Below are 16017 nucleotides of genomic sequence, written 5' to 3' on the forward strand. Positions count from 1 at the left end.
GAGTAAGGTGGCCATCAGTGTTTTCCGGTAGGGTCGGGTTGTTCAAGACCAACCTGACGGAAAGACCACCGATGACCAATGACATGATGAACGTGCGCTCGCTTGTTGAGAAGAGCGCCGATGCCGATTTATTGCGCGAGATGATTGGCTTTGCAGCCGAGCGGCTGATGGAGCTGGAGGTTGGCGGAGCCACCGGCGCTGACTTCGGCGAGAAGAACCCGATGCGGCTCGCTCAACGCAATGGCTACCGTGATCGGGATTGGGAGACGCGAGCCGGAACGGTCGAGCTTCGCATTCCCAAGCTGCGCAAGGGCAGCTACTTTCCGAGCTTCCTCGAACCACGTCGGATGGCGGAGAAGGCTCTGACGGCTGTTATCCAGGAGGCTTATATCCAAGGCATCTCGACGCGCTCAGTCGATGATCTGGTCAAGGCGATGGGTATGAGCGGCATCTCCAAGAGCCAGGTGAGCCGCCTGTGCGAAGAGATCGACGTCAAGGTGAAGGCGTTCCTCGATCGTCCCATCGAAGGCGATTGGCCATACCTGTGGATCGACGCGACTTACCTCAAAGTCCGGCGTGGTGGTCGCATCGTCTCCGTCGCCGTCATCATCGCCGTCGGTGTCAACAGCGACGGGCGGCGTGAGGTTCTGGGTATGGAAGTCGGCACGTCCGAAGCTGAGCCGATCTGGACGGAATTCCTGCGCAGGCTGACACGCCGGGGTCTGCGTGGCGTCAAGCTCGTCGTCTCCGATGCGCATGAAGGGCTCAAGGCCGCGGTCACCAAGGTTCTCAGCGCCACCTGGCAGAGGTGCCGGGTTCACTTCATGAGAAACGTCCTGGCACATGCCGGAAAGAGCGGCAGGCGGGTCGTATCCGCTTTCATCGCAACGGCCTTTGCCCAGGAGACCCCGGAGGCAGCAAGCGCTCAATGGCGCAGCGTCGCCGATCAGATCAGGCCGAAAGTGCCGAAGCTCGCCACCATCATGGACGATGCCGAAGAGGACGTGCTCGCCTACATGACCTTCCCGAAAGAGCACCGGGCAAAGCTGCATTCGACGAATCCAATCGAGCGTCTCAATGGCGAGATCAAGCGACGCACCGAGGTCGTCGGCATCTTTCCGAACGACGAAGCCATCGTCCGTCTCGTCGGCGCACTGCTGCTCGAACAGAATGATGAATGGGCCGTCCAACGCGCCAGATACCTGACACTTGAGACCATGGCGCAAATGAGCGATGATCCCCAAATCAGTCTGCCCGCTGTGGCACGCTGATATCCCTCCGGCCCTATGTCGGAAAGCACGGCCATCAGCCGCGAGCTACACCACTTCCATGGACACGATCGCGTCAATAACAGCAAGCGCGGCAAAACCATCTTTGAGCGATGGTCCCCAGTCACGCGGCTCGATCAAATTGTCCTGTAGAACATCCTCCTGCTGGAAGACCAGAGAGGTGTAGCTAAAGTTCTGATTTGAGGAGCTCGACGAGCTCTGCTGTTTTCCGTCTTGGTCTCATGCTCGCAATTATGGATATATGATCCACAATTGCAAGGTTAACTAGGGTGAGGTGCCTTGCAAATCCAGAAGATATGGATAACTGATCGTTTTGAAAACGTCTCTTATGAACCCACCGAAAGGTCAAGAACTCCAAGTCCGACGACTGGATTTTGCTGTTTTCTCGTCCGGGAAACTGACGCCCCTTGCCTTGCAGGCGCGTGCCGATATTGCCCGTCGCTGGAAAGGATGGCAGACACGCCTCGATCCGGCACGACTGGTCTTTATTGACGCGACTTGGATCAAGACGAACATGGCCCACTCGATGGTTGGGCCCGAAAGGCATGCGTTTGCGCGGCTTTTTGCTGGGCACTTTGACTCTGGCCGCCGCCGCTCCATTGTTCCATTCATGATCTACTTTACGAGTGACACCCATTTCGCCGACCCACGTGTGCTGCGGATCGATCGCAGGCCGTTCCCCGATATGGCAGAGCACGACGTTGCGCTGATCAGGAACTGGAATGCCATTGTCGGAGAAGACGACGACATCTGGCATCTCGGCGACTTCATGTCGGCGAAAGGGGGCGACTGCGATCAGCTTCTTTCGATGCTGAACGGCCGCAAGCACTTGATTATTGGCAACTGTGATCCCGAGACGACAACGAAGGCTGAGAACTGGACCAGCGTTCAGCATTATGCCGAGCTCGTTACAGACGAGCATCTTCTCGTGCTATGTCATTTTCCGTTCCGGACTTGGCATAAGATGGGCAAGAACTCGATCAACCTTCATGGGCATTCGCATGGCCGGCTGAAGCCGATGCCCCGGCAATATGATGTCGGCGTTGATGCGCGGGCTCTCCGACCGGTCACACTTGCGCAGCTGCTGTCATTGCCGTGACACTTGCGGTCTCGATCATTCGATGGCGACTGACAATGCCGAAAGGCGCTGCGTTCCCTCATCCCTGTTGCGGCCGCGTGACACGGATTGCGTTTGGACAGAGCAAATGGTCGTAGCGCATAAATGTCCCGCCCGGGCCTGGTCGAATGAAAGAGCAATCTCCAGCCCGACGCGGGGGCATGCTGGAAGGCCGCGGGAATGGCGGCCCTCCAAGCAATCAGAAATAATGACTCATGCAGCCTTCGTTGCCTTCACATTTGCCGAGGTTTGCGCAAGCTGGGTGAGCTTCTTGTCGGTGGCTTCCTCTTCCGCGAGGCTTGCCTGAAGGAGAGGGATCGCGTCCTTCAGACCCAGCTGCTTGGCCCAGGCGATCAGCGTGCCGTAGCGGGCGATTTCATAATGTTCGACAGCCTGGGCCGCAGAGATTAATCCTGCGTCGAGTGCAACAGAGCCCTTGAACTCTTCGATGATCTCTTCGCTTTCGGCGATGATGCCCTGGATCGCCTCGCAGGTCTTGCCACGAGCGGGCTTGCCGATGATCTCGAACACTTGCACGAGCCGCTCGATCTGACTTTCGGTCTCGTCACGGTGTTTCAGGAAACCCGCTTTGCCTTCCTCGGATTGCGCCGCGCGCGCCATCTTCGGCAAGGCTTTGAGGATTTGCTTCTCGGCGAAGTAAATGTCCTTCAGCGTGTCGACGAACAGGTCGTTTAGCGTCTTTGCAGCCATTCTGCTCTCCTATGGTAGGGGGTAAGTGACCAACCTGAACGCGACGCAGCGCGTGATGTTCCGATCAGCTGACAACAAGCCCATTGCGCACCGACATTCGAAACGCAAAACCTCTGCGAGATGACCCGGCTGCCCGTCGTCCTCGGAATGATTGTCCAAGGGCATCGCGTTTCCACGCGGAACCAGCGCTCACGCAAAGTGTTTCACTGACAACCCATGGAGAGCTCAGATGAAATACTTTTACAGGGTCGTCGGCGCGAAAGGGGAATTGGCAGAGACGAGCTGCGAGTTTGACGGGGTGCAGGCTGCAAAGGCTGAAGCCCGCAACGCTCTTACCGAGACTGCCGCCGGCGGATTGCCTGAAACCCCCGTCCACATGTTGTCGGTCGAACTGTTCGACGAAAACCGCCTGCCAATCACTGAGCTGCGATTAATCCTAGAGGAAATTAGCAAGGAATGACGCCGCTGAGCGAGCATATGCACAGTCTTGGCGAATGGCGTCACTTGTGCGTGGACATGCAGTGCCTGTTCTTCGAGGCGACGCCATGGCACGTCGAATGGATGAAGGGCGTCTTGCCGCTGGTTGAGGAGGTCGCAGGCCATCATGCCGAGCGGACGGTCTTTACGCGATTTATTCCACCGGAAAACGCAGCCGACATGCCAGGCACGTGGCAACACTATTATGAGAAATGGTGGATGATGACGCGCAAGCAGCTGCCGTCCGGTCTGATAGAACTTGTCCCTTCGCTTGCCCGCCTTGTGCCGCCTGCTCGGGTGTTCGACAAGCCCACTTACTCACCTTGGATCTGTGGACGGCTCCATGCGACGCTTGCCGAAGAGGGCGTGTCGACCCTTGTTATCAGCGGTGGCGAGACGGACGTCTGCGTATTGGCTGCGGTCCTGGGCGCAATCGATCTCGGCTGCCGGGTTATTCTATTGACGGATGCTGTCTGTAGCGGTGCAGATGAATCGCATGAGGCGTCATTGGAACTCCTGGGCGAGCGATTTTCAGTGCAGCTTGAGCTGACGGAAACAGATCGATTTCTGCAGTGCATCTAGTCGACGCTCCTCGCGCCCCGGCCGTACATGCACAGGAACACGCAAAGGCTGACGTCGATGCCACGGCTTCTCGTCAGGGGGTTTCGTCGTTCTTTCGGAGAATGGCGCATCAGTTCCGGGATAATGCATTGCCATGCTGCCGCACCTCCTTCAACGGTGGGGCTTAGGGAGGGGGAAACTTGGCCTTTTCGGCTCGTCGGTCGTTCTGGCGCGGTCAAATTTCTTCCCGCCATTGGGTCGTTTCGCGAAGTTGTGCGTTTACCATCGTAGAAACAGAGCCCGCCAGGAGAGAATTATGACCAAGACCTTTGACCTGTCCGACTTGTCCGATGAGGAACTGGCCTCCCTCATCGACGAGGCAACAACCCTGCGAGACACCAGACGTGCCAGCCGTGAAGGTGAGCGTCGAGTAGGTTCGGATGGTTCGATGGGGCAGGATGTGAGGGCCCCGGATCATGGCGTTATTCCCACGCCCACGCCGCGGGAAGTCAAGGATGAAGGTCAGGCACATGGCGTACCCAAATAATGGCGCCGGGAGCCAGTTAGGTCTCGGCACCCACGTCCACGATGCTGGATTTGCATTGCTTGCGCATCGCATCGGCTGACTGACGAACGATTTCAGAAACCTTCAAGAACTGTTGGGCTAAGGGGCTCGTCTTGCGCCAGATCATGCCAATCGTTCGTGAGGGTTGAACGCTCTGAAAGTGAGCGACAGAGACTGACGCCGAGCGCGTCTCTACTCTAACGGCCATTTCGGGGATCAAAGTGACGCCAATGCCGGCGCTGACCATTTGGACCAGCGTCGACAAAGAGCTGCCGTCCAGCAGTTCTCGCGGCAGTGCCGAATGAATGTTGCAGAATGACAAAGCCTGATCGCGAAAACAGTGCCCCTCTTCCAGTAGAAGCAGCCGCATTTCACGCAGGGCCTCGCGGTTGGGTACAGGCTTACCTTCATCCTCGCTTGGTCGGACCAGCACGAAATTCTCCGAAAACAATGGAACCTCGGTCAACGAAGGTTCGGATACCGGCAACGCGACAATTGCAGTGTCGAGCCTGCCTTCCGCCAGTTCATGAACCAGCTTGGAGGTCAATGTCTCGCGTACGTGGATCTCAAGCCCGTCATTAATGCGGGTGAGATTGCCGATGATCGCAGGCAGCAGGTAGGGCGCGACCGTCGGGATCACGCCTATCCGCAACCGCCCCACCAGCCGGTCCTGCGAAGCGCGTGCTAGGTCTGCCAGTTCATCAACAGAACGCAGGATGTCGCGCACGCGAAGCGCAAAGGCTTCCCCGAAGCTGGTCAGCCGGACTTGACGCGCGCCTCTTTCGAAGAGCTCTGTCCCCAGCGTTTCTTCGAGTTCCTTGATCTGCATGGACAAGGCGGGCTGGGAAATCGCACAGACATCTGCCGCGCGTCCAAAATGGCCTTGTCGGGCCAGCGCCTCAAAATAGCGAAGCTGCTTGAGCGTCAAATTTGTCATAACTTCACCTTATCGCTGCAATCAGAAAATCCAACTTATATTAATGAAGCAGCTTGGATATAGTGCCCAAAGCAGAGAGGAGATGCGGCCGCTGTCTGACCCGTTTGTGACCGACGGCGGTCTGCAGCGTGTTGATGTCCAAATATCCGCAACGCCTAACGCCGTAAGCTCTTTTCCTGCAGGGACCGTCTTCCGCTGGGTCACCCAGTACAAGTTATCGCAAGGGATAAAAACATGGATTCAAAAGTCGAGACCGCGGGCAAGTGTCCGGTTGTCCATACGCATACGGCCCATGGCGGTCGGTCGAACCGGGACTGGTGGCCGAACCAGTTGAATCTCAAAATTCTTCATCAGAGTTCCTCGCTGTCCGACCCTATGGGCAAAGGGTTCAACTATGCCGAGGAGTTCAAGAAGCTCGATCTGGAAGCCCTGAAAAAGGATCTCTTCGCGCTGATGACTGATTCGCAGGACTGGTGGCCGGCGGACTTCGGTCACTATGGCCCGCTTTTCATACGCATGGCATGGCACAGCGCGGGCACCTACCGTACCGGTGACGGGCGCGGCGGCGCGGGAGCCGGTCAGCAGCGATTTGCACCGCTCAACAGCTGGCCGGACAATGTCAACCTCGACAAGGCGCGCCGGCTGCTATGGCCGATCAAGCAGAAATACGGCAACAAGATCTCCTGGGCCGACCTCATGATCCTCACTGGCAACGTTGCGCTGGAGTCGATGGGCTTCAAAACGTTCGGCTTTGCCGGCGGTCGCGCGGATGTGTGGGAGCCCGAGGAGGACGTCTATTGGGGCGCCGAGGACACTTGGCTTGCCGACAAGCGCTATTCTGGCGAACGAGACCTCGAGAACCCTCTCGCCGCCGTGCAAATGGGCCTCATCTACGTCAATCCGGAAGGACCGAACGGCAATCCCGATCCGCTTGCCGCCGCCAGGGACATTCGTGAGACCTTCGCGCGCATGGCCATGAACGATGAGGAGACCGTTGCGCTCATCGCAGGCGGACATACCTTCGGCAAGACACATGGCGCAGGCGACGCCTCACATGTCGGTGTAGAGCCCGAGGGGGCTGGCATCGAGGAGCAGGGCCTCGGCTGGACAAGCAGCTTCGGAACGGGCAAGGGCGGTGACACCATCGGCAGCGGCCTGGAAGTCATCTGGACCACGACACCGACGAAGTGGAGCAACAACTTCTTCTGGAACCTGTTCGGTTACGAATGGGAACTGACGAAGAGCCCGGCCGGTGCGCATCAGTGGACACCGAAGCACGGTGCCGGTGCTGCTACCGTACCGGACGCGCACGACAAGTCCAAGCGTCATGCGCCCTCCATGCTGACCACGGACCTTGCCTTGCGCTTCGACCCTGCCTACGAAAAGATTTCGAGGCGCTTCTTCGAAAACCCGGATCAGTTCGCCGATGCATTTGCCCGTGCATGGTTCAAGCTGACCCACCGCGACATGGGCCCCCGGGCACGCTATCTCGGCCCGGAGGTTCCGGCAGAAGAACTGATCTGGCAAGATCCTGTTCCCGCCGTTGATCACGTCCTGATCGATACACAGGATATCGCCGATCTCAAGGACAAGATCCTCGCATCGGGACTGCCCATCTCCCAGCTGGTCTCAACCGCCTGGGCTTCGGCGTCGACCTTCCGCGGCTCCGACAAGCGCGGCGGCGCGAATGGCGCGCGCATCCGTCTTGCGCCTCAAAAGGACTGGGAGGTCAATCAGCCGGCCCAGCTGGCAGCCGTGCTCGACACACTTGAAGGCATCCAGAAGGCGTTCAACGATGCCCAGCCTGGCGGCAAGAAGGTGTCGCTTGCAGATCTCATCGTGCTCGGTGGCGCAGCGGCCGTCGAGAAGGCGGCGGCGAACGGCGGTCATCACATCGAGGTTCCGTTTACACCCGGCCGCACCGACGCGACGCAGGAGCAGACCGATGTGGCCTCCTTTGCCGTTCTCGAACCGATCGCCGATGGGTTCCGCAACTATCAGAAGGGCGAATATTCCATTTCGCCCGAGGAGTTGCTGATCGACAAGGCGCAATTGCTGACGCTGACCGCGCCGGAAATGACGGTTCTCGTCGGCGGCCTGCGTGTGTTGAACGCCAATGCGGGACAGTCCCAGAACGGCGTCTTCACCACGCGCCCTGAAGCGCTCACCAACGACTTCTTCATCAACCTGCTCGACATGGGCACGGTTTGGAAGGCGGCTCCAGGATCAAAGTATGTGTTCGAGGGACGCGACCGCAATACGGATGAGCTGAAGTGGACCGGTACCCGTATCGACCTCGTCTTCGGCTCGAATTCTCAGCTTAGGGCGCTTGCCGAGGTTTACGGTCAGAGCGACACGCAAGAGAAGTTCGTGCACGACTTCGTGGCGGCCTGGACGAAGGTTATGAACGCCGATCGCTTCGATCTCGTCGCTTGAGATGAAACGCGCTCGGGCGCGGCTGAAGTCCAGCCCGCGCCCGAGCGCTAAACAGGGGCAAATTGCCTCCGTGCAAATCTGCGCGCCGGCGTGCACCGACACAGACCGGGACCTGGTCACGATTTTGCTGCCGCGGTCGATCGTTATTGTCGCATGAACGCCTGCATCTCCTCGGGTATGACCTTGCCGTCCTTGTTTGCATCGACCTTGGCGACGATCCGCTTGTGGATCGCGGTTAACTCCTCGAAGGAAAGTGCGCCATCTCCATCGGCGTCAGCGATGGCGAACATGATCTTCATCATATGACCACGCATTGGCCGCATCGTTATTCCACCCATCATCAAACGGCACCATGTCTCGACCCATCATCCCGCGAGGCATCGTCCCTGGCCCTCTCCGGCTGGATTGAAATGGTGGCCTGGTGACAGGAGCTTAGGACGATGGCGGAGGGAAACTATGATATTCGTCAAACTGCAACGGCGGAGTTTCAAACGCCGTATACTCGGATCTTGTAGAGTAGGAGCTATTCGTTCCTGCCTCCCAAGGAGGCTCTTGTCATGCCGAAACGTAGCGCAGGCCTTTTGATATTCCGGCAGACCGCCGGATATCTGGAAGTGTTTCTGGTCCATCCGGGTGGGCCGTTCTGGGCGCAGAAGGACGAAGGCGCCTGGTCGATCCCGAAGGGCCTTATGGACCAAGGTGAGGATGCGCTGGAGGCTGCGAAACGGGAGGTGTTCGAGGAGGTGGGGTCCAAAATCGAAGGCAACTTCAACTGGCTCGGCGAATACCGGCAGCCCGGAGGTAAAGTCGTGCTTGTATGGTCAATAGAGGCCGATATCGCCGCCGACGCAATCGTCAGCAACACATTTCAGATCGAATGGCCTCCGAGATCAGGGAAAATGAGGGCGTTTCCAGAGGTTGATCGAGCCGGATGGTTCCGTCTTGACGAAGCCGAACACAAGATATTGAAAGGTCAGCAACAGGTGCTTCTCGCTTTTGCAGCACGCCGGCAACCCTAGCTGGGCGGCTTTCCACCGGCTCGAGCCAACAGGGACAAGGCGAGCATTGTGCGTGACCATTTGGCGAACGGCAGAAGCGCACCCCTCGCTCGCACTTCGCACGCCTTGTCCCGTCCGTGGCGCGGAGCGAACGGACGGCGTCGATTTCTTTCTCGTCTTCGCTGCGGCGTTGAAGGCCCTATGCTTCAATTGGCATGGCTCTTCACTGCATCTTCAGCAAACAGGAGCTTAATCCGGTCAATCAATGTTCAACGGCTCTTCAAACAGACTGCGCCGGTGCAAACCAAAAGCGCGGCCCTTTGGAGCAGCCGGGACCTCATGTTCCAGGATTTCAGACAGCTTCTTTCACCTTGATTGCGTCCGGATTGTAGACCTGCCCGAAACGGTTGTTCAGGAGAGTTGTAAGATCGACTTCCTCTTGGCGGACGAAGCCCTTGGTGGGCAACTTACCATGCGACAAAAGGTCGAGAACGGTGGCAATGCCGGCTGCGGTGGTGATCTGGATGGCACTCATCTTCTTCCCTCCAACGGTCCCAGCATAGACCTTGTTGGCATAAGTCTCCTGCATGTAGCGGCCCTCGCGCCAGCCGCAGACAGTGACGAAAATAACCACGACGTCTTGCATGGTAGCCGGCAGGGCGTTCTCGAACAGATCCTTCAACACGTCACGCCGGTTCTTTAGATTGAGGTCGTTGAGCAACGCCTTGATGATCGCCTGATGCCCGGGATACCGAATCGTGCGGTAATTCATCGTGCGTACCTTCCCTTCCAGCGTCTTGGCGAGGGTTCCCAAACCTCCGGAGGTGTTGAAGGCTTCATAGGTTACACCGTCGAGCGAAAACTCTTCCCGCTCCTCCAGCGCCGGCACGCTCACCAGCTTTCCTTCGACGATTGCCTCGCAAGGCTCGATATATTCATTGATCAGCCCATCGGTGCTCCAAGTCAGATTGTAGTTCAGCGCGTTGGAAGGATATTGCGGAAGCGCTCCAACCCGCATGCGAACACTGTCCAGACTGTCGAAGCGCTTTGCCAGATCGTTGGCGACGATGGAGATGAAACCGGGCGCCAATCCGCATTGTGGGATGAAAGCCGTCCGTGCGCCTTTGGCCAACGCCTCCACCTTTTTAGTCGTTGCCACGTCCTCCGTCAGGTCGAGATAATGTACGCCGGCTTCGAGGGCAGCCTCAGCCACCAATCCCGTAAGATCAAAGGGTGCAGCGGAAAGCACGGCGAACTTTCCCTTAAGAACAGTGACAAGACTCTCGCGGTCTGAAATGTCGAGGACGACCGTGCAAATCCCGAGGTGACGATCGATCTTTGAAAACTGCGTCTCGCTACGGTCGGCCACCGTAACGCGATAATCGCCTGTCGCTGCAAGCATTGCGGCGACCGCGCCACCTATCTTGCCTGCTCCGATGATCACGATTTCCTTCATTGACGTCCCCTGGTCGTTTGCCTTCGATGAACGTAGATGATGTCAACGCAAGGTCGAATCATAGCTATGAAACGAGCATTTCGCTGTATAATACTAGGCGAAATGACGACTCAGTTGAGCGAAATGTAGGGTGGGAACGATGCAAATCACAGAGAAGGATCGCGACCTGCTGGCTTTGCTGGCGGAGAATGCCCGCCTGCCGGTGGCGACGCTTGCCAAGCGGCTATCGCTGTCTCGGACGACGGTCCAAGCACGGCTTGAACGATTGGAGCGGGAAGGTGTGATCGCGGGCTATGGATTGAGGTTGTCGGAGCGCTACACGGCCGGTCTGGTGCGGGCGCATGTCCTGATTACCATCGCTCCTAAAGCGCTTTCGCAGGTCACCTCGTCCCTTGACAAGATCCAGGAGGTGACGACGCTTCATTCAGTAAGTGGTTCGTTTGACCTGATCGCAATCATTACAGCGCCATCGATCGCCGAACTCGATCAGTTGATCGACCAGATCGGAACAATTGACGGCGTTGAACGAACGCTCTCCTCCATTATTCTCTCGACCCGCATCGCACGATGAAAATGCCAGAGCGTCGCCTTTATTCGCCAGCGCCCGGAAAATATCGAAAGTAGGGACGTCTTCGCCGCGTGGCGGGCAAAGGTTTCGCCGTCGTCGCACAGGAAGTCCGCGAGCTTGAACGTCTTGAGCTCCCGCTCTGATGATCGCTGAGCACAGCAGATCTGCTCAAAACATTTGCGGCGGATCTTCGGTTCGAACTCCCCTTAAAGGGTGTCCGGCCCGGAGACATCTGCAACAGTTTGGCCCTAAGACATGAGCGACAACCTCATGCGGAGCGGGTTGTCGATGATGGAGACCAACCTAGACGAGGTGGTCTCGCGCTTTCGCAACTTTCTCGGCCGAGTTCACCCATCCAACGAGCCGGCATTTCTTGTTGCTGGGCGAACGTAGTCATCTTTTGAGCGCGAGTGAGGGCGCGCAGGAAGGGCAGGGGCTCGTGGCAAGTGCCGGTCATCGACGCAACCGTGAGCCCACTGCCAACCACATTCTTCGGGTGTTTCGCGCGAAGACCAAGACGAAATCCAGACGAGAAGGTTTGGCAACGATTACCGGCAGCAGTCGTGCTTTCCGCCACTTGATGCTTACTCGGCGGCCTGCGCTAGAGAAATGATATCGGCCTTCGGCAAGGCAATCCGGACCAGATATTCGTAATCGTCCACCATGTGGTGGACATCCGATCCGGTTCTGGCGACGGTCCAATAGTCGCGGCCGGCGCCGAACACCGTTGAAAATTGCACGACCTCCCAGGCGCCACCCGCCCCTTTTCGTCTCGGAGAAGGAACGACAGGTTTTTTCGGGATAGCCTGTTGAAATGGTCCGGGCCTTCGTTTTCACCCCCGATTTTGGCCCGTCTCGGAGCGAGTCGCAGGGCAAACGATAGCGCCGTATATTCTCCGTGGAAGCAGGCTGACGACTTGGCGCAATATGCATCGTCGTCGCGACCTGAAAGGGGTCTTAGGCGTCACTGACTTTTACTAATGACTTTTGAATTTTAGCACAAACTGATATTATCGCAGCGCGGCTACTATACGACGAGGCTCAACATGCGGCGTGGCCTGATATATGGTGTCTTTTTGGCATGGGCCGCGATCTGTGTTTTGGCGGGCTTTGTTGTTGCCGACGAAGATGACATCACTACAGGTGAACGGCTCGCTACATTATTGCGCGCCAGCCGGACTGTCATCTCGGGTCATCAAAAGCTTATCAACGACGAATCCCTAGGAAAAAAGGATCTCACGGGCCAGCGTGTCGTCAACGAAGCGTTGCAGATCTTTGCCCAGCGCAAGGGCGATTCCGTATCGGATCAGAATTTCAACCCTCTCGATAAGCAATTGTTCGATGCGCAGGTCGCCGCGATAAAGGAAGTTGTCGACGAACATCAAAGCATGATCGATATGAAGGGTGTAGGCTTCAAGGGGTTCATTCCCTCGACCTTCGGCCGGTTGGTCAATGAACGTTTCGAGGAAAAGGTCGGCGACAAGGCGAAGATGAAGGTGACGGCGCCGGAAGAGCTGATCCGCAATCGCAAGGCGCGGCCGGATGATTGGGAGCAGCGCGTCATAGAGAGCAATTTTCTGTCTCCCGATTGGCCAAAAGGCAAATCGTTTACCGAGGAGGTGGAGGTGGACAGCCGCCAGTCTTTTCGCATGCTGATCCCTGAATATTACTCGGCATCCTGCCTGACGTGTCACGGAGGACCCAAAGGCGAGGTCGATGTAACGGGCTACCCGAAGGAGGGTAAAGCTGAAGGCGATTTGGCCGGTGCGATCAGCATCACGCTGTTCAAATGAGAGCCTCCGTTACCATTCCAATGCGGATCGGCCGCTTGATGGATCGAAAGATTCCGCTTCGCCTTATCTGCCTTTCGGCCGCGCTTTTGGGCGCGCTGCTCCTTAGCGTCGCCTTCATGGCGCATGATTTGCGTGAAAATCAGGGGCGTGTTGAGGAGGCGAATGCGCGCTTCCATATGTTCGACGATGCTGCCAAGGCGCATCGCCATTTTGGCGAGGTCCGCTATTGGCTGACGGATCTATCGGTCAGCCTGTTGACCCTCTCGGAACGGCGCGCGCAAGAAGCCCGCAAAGCGCTGGAACAAGATCTGGCCCGCATCAAGGTCTTCGCGCCCGATGAAGCGAACACGATCCTACAAGGTTCGAACGCCTACTTTGAAAAGGCGATGGAGGCCGTTGACGCCTACACCAATGACAACAGGGTCATAGGCAACTCCCGGCTGGCGGCCGCCAGAAGCTATAGCGATCAAATCGATTCCGTGCTTATGTCACTCGAACAGCGTCTCGAGAACGAAGCCGATCTGGCGCGCGACGCTGCCGATGCGACGGCGCGCAACACCTATATACGAGCTCTGATCGCAGCCGGCGTGACGACATTGGCCTGCATTCTGATGACCTGGCTGGTGCTGCGCTCCATCCTGGTGCCGCTCGGCCGGATCGACAGGGCGATGACGCAGTTGACGAGGGGGCAGGAGGATGTCGAACTGCCGCCAGAAGGCAGCGATGAATTCGGAAAACTTTCAAAGACGTTGCGATTGCTGCGTGACAGCCAGGCCGAGCGTCGAGAGCTTGAAGCGGTTGCCGAGCGCCAGCGCAATACGGTGATGACAGCGATCGAGACCATTCCCGATGGGTTCGCGTTTTTTGACGCGGACGACCGGCTGGTTTTGGTCAACCAACGCTATCTTCAACTGTTTCCGGAGACTGCGGACCTGATGACGCCTGGAAGGGCCTTTGAAGATATCGTTCGTGCGCAGGCAGAACGCGGCACGACCGATATCGGAAGCGGCAGCATTGAGAGTTGGGTCGCTGAGGCCATGCAGCGTCACCGCCAGCCGCAGGGCATGATCGAGCGGCAATTCGCCAATGGAACATGGCTGCGCATTGCCAAGCGAAAGACGCCGGAGGGCGGCACCGTGGCGGTCTACACGGATATTTCGGATTTGAAGAACCGACAGGCGGAGCTGGAGGAGGCAAGGCGTGGCGCAGAGGTCGCCAGCGAAGAAAAGAGCCGTTTCCTCGCCTCCATGAGCCACGAGCTGCGCACTCCGTTGAATGCGATAATCGGTTATAGCGAAATGCTCATCGAGGATGCCAGCGATCTCGGACAGACCGGATTCATTGAGGATCTCAATAAGATCGAGGGCTCGGGACGCCATCTCCTGGCGCTCATCAACGACGTTCTCGATCTCTCCAAGATTGAGGCGGGCAAGATGGAGCTTTACATCGAGCGCCTCAGTCTAAGACAGCTTCTTGCCGACGTTCAAAATACCGTAGCGCCGTTGATCGCAAAGAAGGGCAACCGTCTGATGGTGAGTGCCTCCGTCGAGCAGGATCAGATCGAGACCGATAAGACCAAGTTGCGGCAAAATCTGTTTAATCTTCTCTCAAATGCCGCCAAATTTACGGAGAACGGCGAGATTAAGCTTGCGGTGCGGCGTTACGAGGACGGAGTTGGTGAATGGCTCGAATTTGCCGTCAGTGATAGTGGAATCGGCATGACGAAGGAGCAGCAGCAAAAGCTGTTCCATGCATTCGTACAGGTGGATTCGTCGACGACGCGCAATTACGGCGGGACCGGCCTCGGTCTGACCATCACGCAGCATTTCGTCAAGATGATGGGTGGTGCCATTTCCGTCGAGAGCGAATTCGGAAAGGGCTCGACCTTCCGCTTCACAATCCCTGCGATCACCAAAACAGATATCGCCCAGGAAAATGCGCCGCAAATCGATACCTTGGACAGTGCGAGCGCGCATCCAACAGTTCTCGTGATTGATGATGAGGCGCGGGCTCGCAATTTCGTCTCCGACGCCGTTCGCGGCGCAGGCTTTACCGTGATCGAGGCGACGGGTGGAGAGGAGGGCTTGGCAAAAATCCGTAGATTGCACCCGGACGCAATCGTCCTTGACGTGATCATGCCGGGTCAAGACGGTTGGTCCGTTCTGCGTGAAATCAAGTCGGACAAGGCGATCTGCGATATTCCCGTCATCCTCGCGACGGTTGTCGCCGATCGCGAGATGGGCCTGGCCTTCGGTGCCGTGGACCATCTGATCAAGCCGATCGACCCTCAGCAACTCGTCGATACCCTAAACGCAGTCGCCGGCGAAGCACGCCATGATGTGCTTATCGTTGATGACGACCCCGCAACCCGCGATCTTTTCCGCAGGGTGCTCGTCCGCGAGGGTTGGCGGGTTCGGGAGGCGGCCGACGGTCGCCATGGTCTTGAACAACTCGAGGCCGGACGGCCGACGATTATGGTTCTCGACCTGATGATGCCGAACATGGACGGTTTCACGCTACTTCAGGCGATCAAAGACAGGCGCGACTTGGCAGATATCCCAGTCGTTATCGTCACTTCGAAAGATTTGACGCGAGAAGAGCTGGATTGGTTGGGCGTTCGCGCGAATGAAGTAGTCAGAAAAGGAACCAAAGGTCGCACCGATCTAATTGCAGCTTTAAAGCGGCATCTTCCGCAAAAGGAAGAGGCGTGAGGAGAGATGTTCGGATGGTCAAGATTCTTCTTGTCGAGGACAATGAGATGAACCGCGATATGCTCACCCGCCGCTTGGAGAAACGTGGTTACGAAGTTGTCAGCGCAACGGACGGGCTCGCCGGCGTCGAGGCGGCCGTGACCACGAAGCCGGACTTGGTTCTGATGGATATGAGCCTTCCTGTCATCGACGGCTGGGAAGCAACGAAGCGGATCAAAAGAAATCCCAACACTGCTGCCATACCGGTGATCGCACTTACCGCCCATGCCATGGCCGGCGATCGTGAAAAGGCAATCGAGGCCGGTTGTGACGACTACGACACCAAACCGATCGAACTACCGGGTCTGCTCGACAAGATCGCCCGTTTGACCGGAGGGTAACGATCGTGGCTCAATCTC

General features: G+C 57.5%; 15 protein-coding genes and 2 pseudogenes. 12 read left to right on the forward strand and 5 right to left on the reverse strand.

All coding sequences use genetic code 11. The features are described from left to right. Positions 1-71 precede the first annotated feature (71 nt). The 3 genes and pseudogenes from QA644_RS21260 (at position 72) to QA644_RS21270 (ending at position 2388) form a co-directional block, all read left to right on the forward strand. Entirely contained in the window at positions 72-1271 is a 1200-nt protein-coding gene (locus QA644_RS21260; protein WP_283070916.1) for an IS256 family transposase, read from the forward strand. Between the two features lie 427 nt (positions 1272-1698). After that, positions 1699-1852 (forward strand): annotated as a pseudogene (locus QA644_RS21265) (IS630 family transposase); the annotation flags it as partial. Between the two features lie 47 nt (positions 1853-1899). Then, positions 1900-2388, forward strand: a complete 489-nt coding sequence (locus QA644_RS21270; RefSeq protein ID WP_283073247.1) for a metallophosphoesterase family protein — start codon at positions 1900-1902, stop codon at positions 2386-2388. Between the two features lie 231 nt (positions 2389-2619). On the opposite strand, the gene QA644_RS21275 is transcribed toward QA644_RS21270, so the two are convergent. After that, the gene (locus QA644_RS21275; protein ID WP_074071038.1) at positions 2620-3117 is read right to left on the reverse strand and encodes a ferritin-like domain-containing protein; all 498 of its coding nucleotides are present in this window, start codon (positions 3115-3117) and stop codon (positions 2620-2622) included. A 229-nt stretch (positions 3118-3346) separates the two neighbouring features. On the opposite strand from QA644_RS21275, the gene QA644_RS21280 reads away from it, so the two are divergent. The 3 genes from QA644_RS21280 to QA644_RS21290 all read left to right on the forward strand — a co-directional run bounded on the left by QA644_RS21280 (position 3347) and on the right by QA644_RS21290 (position 4702). Then, positions 3347-3577 (forward strand): hypothetical protein, encoded by a 231-nt coding sequence (locus QA644_RS21280; protein WP_194730293.1) that lies wholly within the window; start codon positions 3347-3349, stop codon positions 3575-3577. A 17-nt stretch (positions 3578-3594) separates the two neighbouring features. Then, on the forward strand, positions 3595-4176 hold the full coding sequence (locus QA644_RS21285) for a cysteine hydrolase (RefSeq protein WP_283073978.1): 582 nt from the start codon (positions 3595-3597) through the stop codon (positions 4174-4176). 295 nt (positions 4177-4471) lie between these two features. Beyond that, positions 4472-4702, forward strand: coding sequence for a hypothetical protein (locus QA644_RS21290; RefSeq protein WP_283073248.1), 231 nt, complete (start codon positions 4472-4474; stop codon positions 4700-4702). Between the two features lie 16 nt (positions 4703-4718). On the opposite strand, the gene QA644_RS21295 is transcribed toward QA644_RS21290, so the two are convergent. Continuing rightward, positions 4719-5657, reverse strand: a complete 939-nt coding sequence (locus QA644_RS21295; protein WP_283073249.1) for a hydrogen peroxide-inducible genes activator — start codon at positions 5655-5657, stop codon at positions 4719-4721. A 234-nt stretch (positions 5658-5891) separates the two neighbouring features. Here QA644_RS21295 and katG point away from each other — a divergent pair, with 234 nt between their 5' ends. Continuing rightward, positions 5892-8093 (forward strand): catalase/peroxidase HPI, encoded by a 2202-nt coding sequence (gene katG / locus QA644_RS21300; RefSeq protein WP_283073250.1) that lies wholly within the window; start codon positions 5892-5894, stop codon positions 8091-8093. A gap of 143 nt (positions 8094-8236) precedes the next feature. On the opposite strand, the pseudogene QA644_RS21305 reads toward katG, so the two are convergent. Further along, positions 8237-8416 (reverse strand): annotated as a pseudogene (locus QA644_RS21305) (hypothetical protein); the annotation flags it as partial. Positions 8417-8650: 234 nt separating this feature from the next. Here QA644_RS21305 and QA644_RS21310 point away from each other — a divergent pair. Beyond that, positions 8651-9112 carry an NUDIX domain-containing protein gene (locus QA644_RS21310; RefSeq protein ID WP_194730297.1) on the forward strand — a complete coding sequence of 154 codons (462 nt, stop codon included), beginning with the start codon at positions 8651-8653 and terminating at the stop codon, positions 9110-9112. A 331-nt stretch (positions 9113-9443) separates the two neighbouring features. On the opposite strand, the gene QA644_RS21315 is transcribed toward QA644_RS21310, so the two are convergent. Next, entirely contained in the window at positions 9444-10547 is a 1104-nt protein-coding gene (locus QA644_RS21315; RefSeq protein WP_283073251.1) for a saccharopine dehydrogenase family protein, read from the reverse strand. 139 nt (positions 10548-10686) lie between these two features. On the opposite strand from QA644_RS21315, the gene QA644_RS21320 reads away from it, so the two are divergent. Then, positions 10687-11118, forward strand: coding sequence for an Lrp/AsnC family transcriptional regulator (locus QA644_RS21320; RefSeq protein ID WP_283073252.1), 432 nt, complete (start codon positions 10687-10689; stop codon positions 11116-11118). Positions 11119-11699: 581 nt separating this feature from the next. Here QA644_RS21320 and QA644_RS21325 read toward each other — a convergent pair. Then, positions 11700-11855, reverse strand: a complete 156-nt coding sequence (locus QA644_RS21325) for a hypothetical protein (protein WP_283073253.1) — start codon at positions 11853-11855, stop codon at positions 11700-11702. Positions 11856-12161: 306 nt separating this feature from the next. Here QA644_RS21325 and QA644_RS21330 point away from each other — a divergent pair, with 306 nt between their 5' ends. The 3 genes from QA644_RS21330 to QA644_RS21340 are packed head-to-tail and all read left to right on the forward strand — an operon-like array spanning position 12162 to position 15999. Beyond that, positions 12162-12908, forward strand: coding sequence for a DUF3365 domain-containing protein (locus tag QA644_RS21330; RefSeq protein ID WP_283073254.1), 747 nt, complete (start codon positions 12162-12164; stop codon positions 12906-12908). Between the two features lie 38 nt (positions 12909-12946). After that, positions 12947-15619, forward strand: coding sequence for a response regulator (locus QA644_RS21335; RefSeq protein WP_283073255.1), 2673 nt, complete (start codon positions 12947-12949; stop codon positions 15617-15619). Between the two features lie 14 nt (positions 15620-15633). Next, entirely contained in the window at positions 15634-15999 is a 366-nt protein-coding gene (locus tag QA644_RS21340) for a response regulator (RefSeq protein WP_283073256.1), read from the forward strand. Positions 16000-16017: the final 18 nt, after the last annotated feature.

This window comes from Rhizobium sp. CC1099, assembly GCF_029714385.1.
GTDB lineage: Bacteria > Pseudomonadota > Alphaproteobacteria > Rhizobiales > Rhizobiaceae > Rhizobium.

Coding starts and splice junctions, on each gene's coding strand:
- QA644_RS21340 (WP_283073256.1), top strand. CDS start 15,634: ATGGTCAAGATTCTTCTTGTCGAGGACAATGAGATGAACCGCGATATG.
- QA644_RS21270 (WP_283073247.1), top strand. CDS start 1,900: ATGATCTACTTTACGAGTGACACCCATTTCGCCGACCCACGTGTGCTG.
- QA644_RS21335 (WP_283073255.1), top strand. CDS start 12,947: ATGGATCGAAAGATTCCGCTTCGCCTTATCTGCCTTTCGGCCGCGCTT.
- QA644_RS21310 (WP_194730297.1), top strand. CDS start 8,651: ATGCCGAAACGTAGCGCAGGCCTTTTGATATTCCGGCAGACCGCCGGA.
- QA644_RS21285 (WP_283073978.1), top strand. CDS start 3,595: ATGCACAGTCTTGGCGAATGGCGTCACTTGTGCGTGGACATGCAGTGC.
- QA644_RS21295 (WP_283073249.1), bottom strand. CDS start 5,657: ATGACAAATTTGACGCTCAAGCAGCTTCGCTATTTTGAGGCGCTGGCC.
- katG (WP_283073250.1), top strand. CDS start 5,892: ATGGATTCAAAAGTCGAGACCGCGGGCAAGTGTCCGGTTGTCCATACG.
- QA644_RS21290 (WP_283073248.1), top strand. CDS start 4,472: ATGACCAAGACCTTTGACCTGTCCGACTTGTCCGATGAGGAACTGGCC.
- QA644_RS21320 (WP_283073252.1), top strand. CDS start 10,687: ATGCAAATCACAGAGAAGGATCGCGACCTGCTGGCTTTGCTGGCGGAG.
- QA644_RS21315 (WP_283073251.1), bottom strand. CDS start 10,547: ATGAAGGAAATCGTGATCATCGGAGCAGGCAAGATAGGTGGCGCGGTC.
- QA644_RS21275 (WP_074071038.1), bottom strand. CDS start 3,117: ATGGCTGCAAAGACGCTAAACGACCTGTTCGTCGACACGCTGAAGGAC.
- QA644_RS21280 (WP_194730293.1), top strand. CDS start 3,347: ATGAAATACTTTTACAGGGTCGTCGGCGCGAAAGGGGAATTGGCAGAG.
- QA644_RS21330 (WP_283073254.1), top strand. CDS start 12,162: ATGCGGCGTGGCCTGATATATGGTGTCTTTTTGGCATGGGCCGCGATC.
- QA644_RS21260 (WP_283070916.1), top strand. CDS start 72: ATGACCAATGACATGATGAACGTGCGCTCGCTTGTTGAGAAGAGCGCC.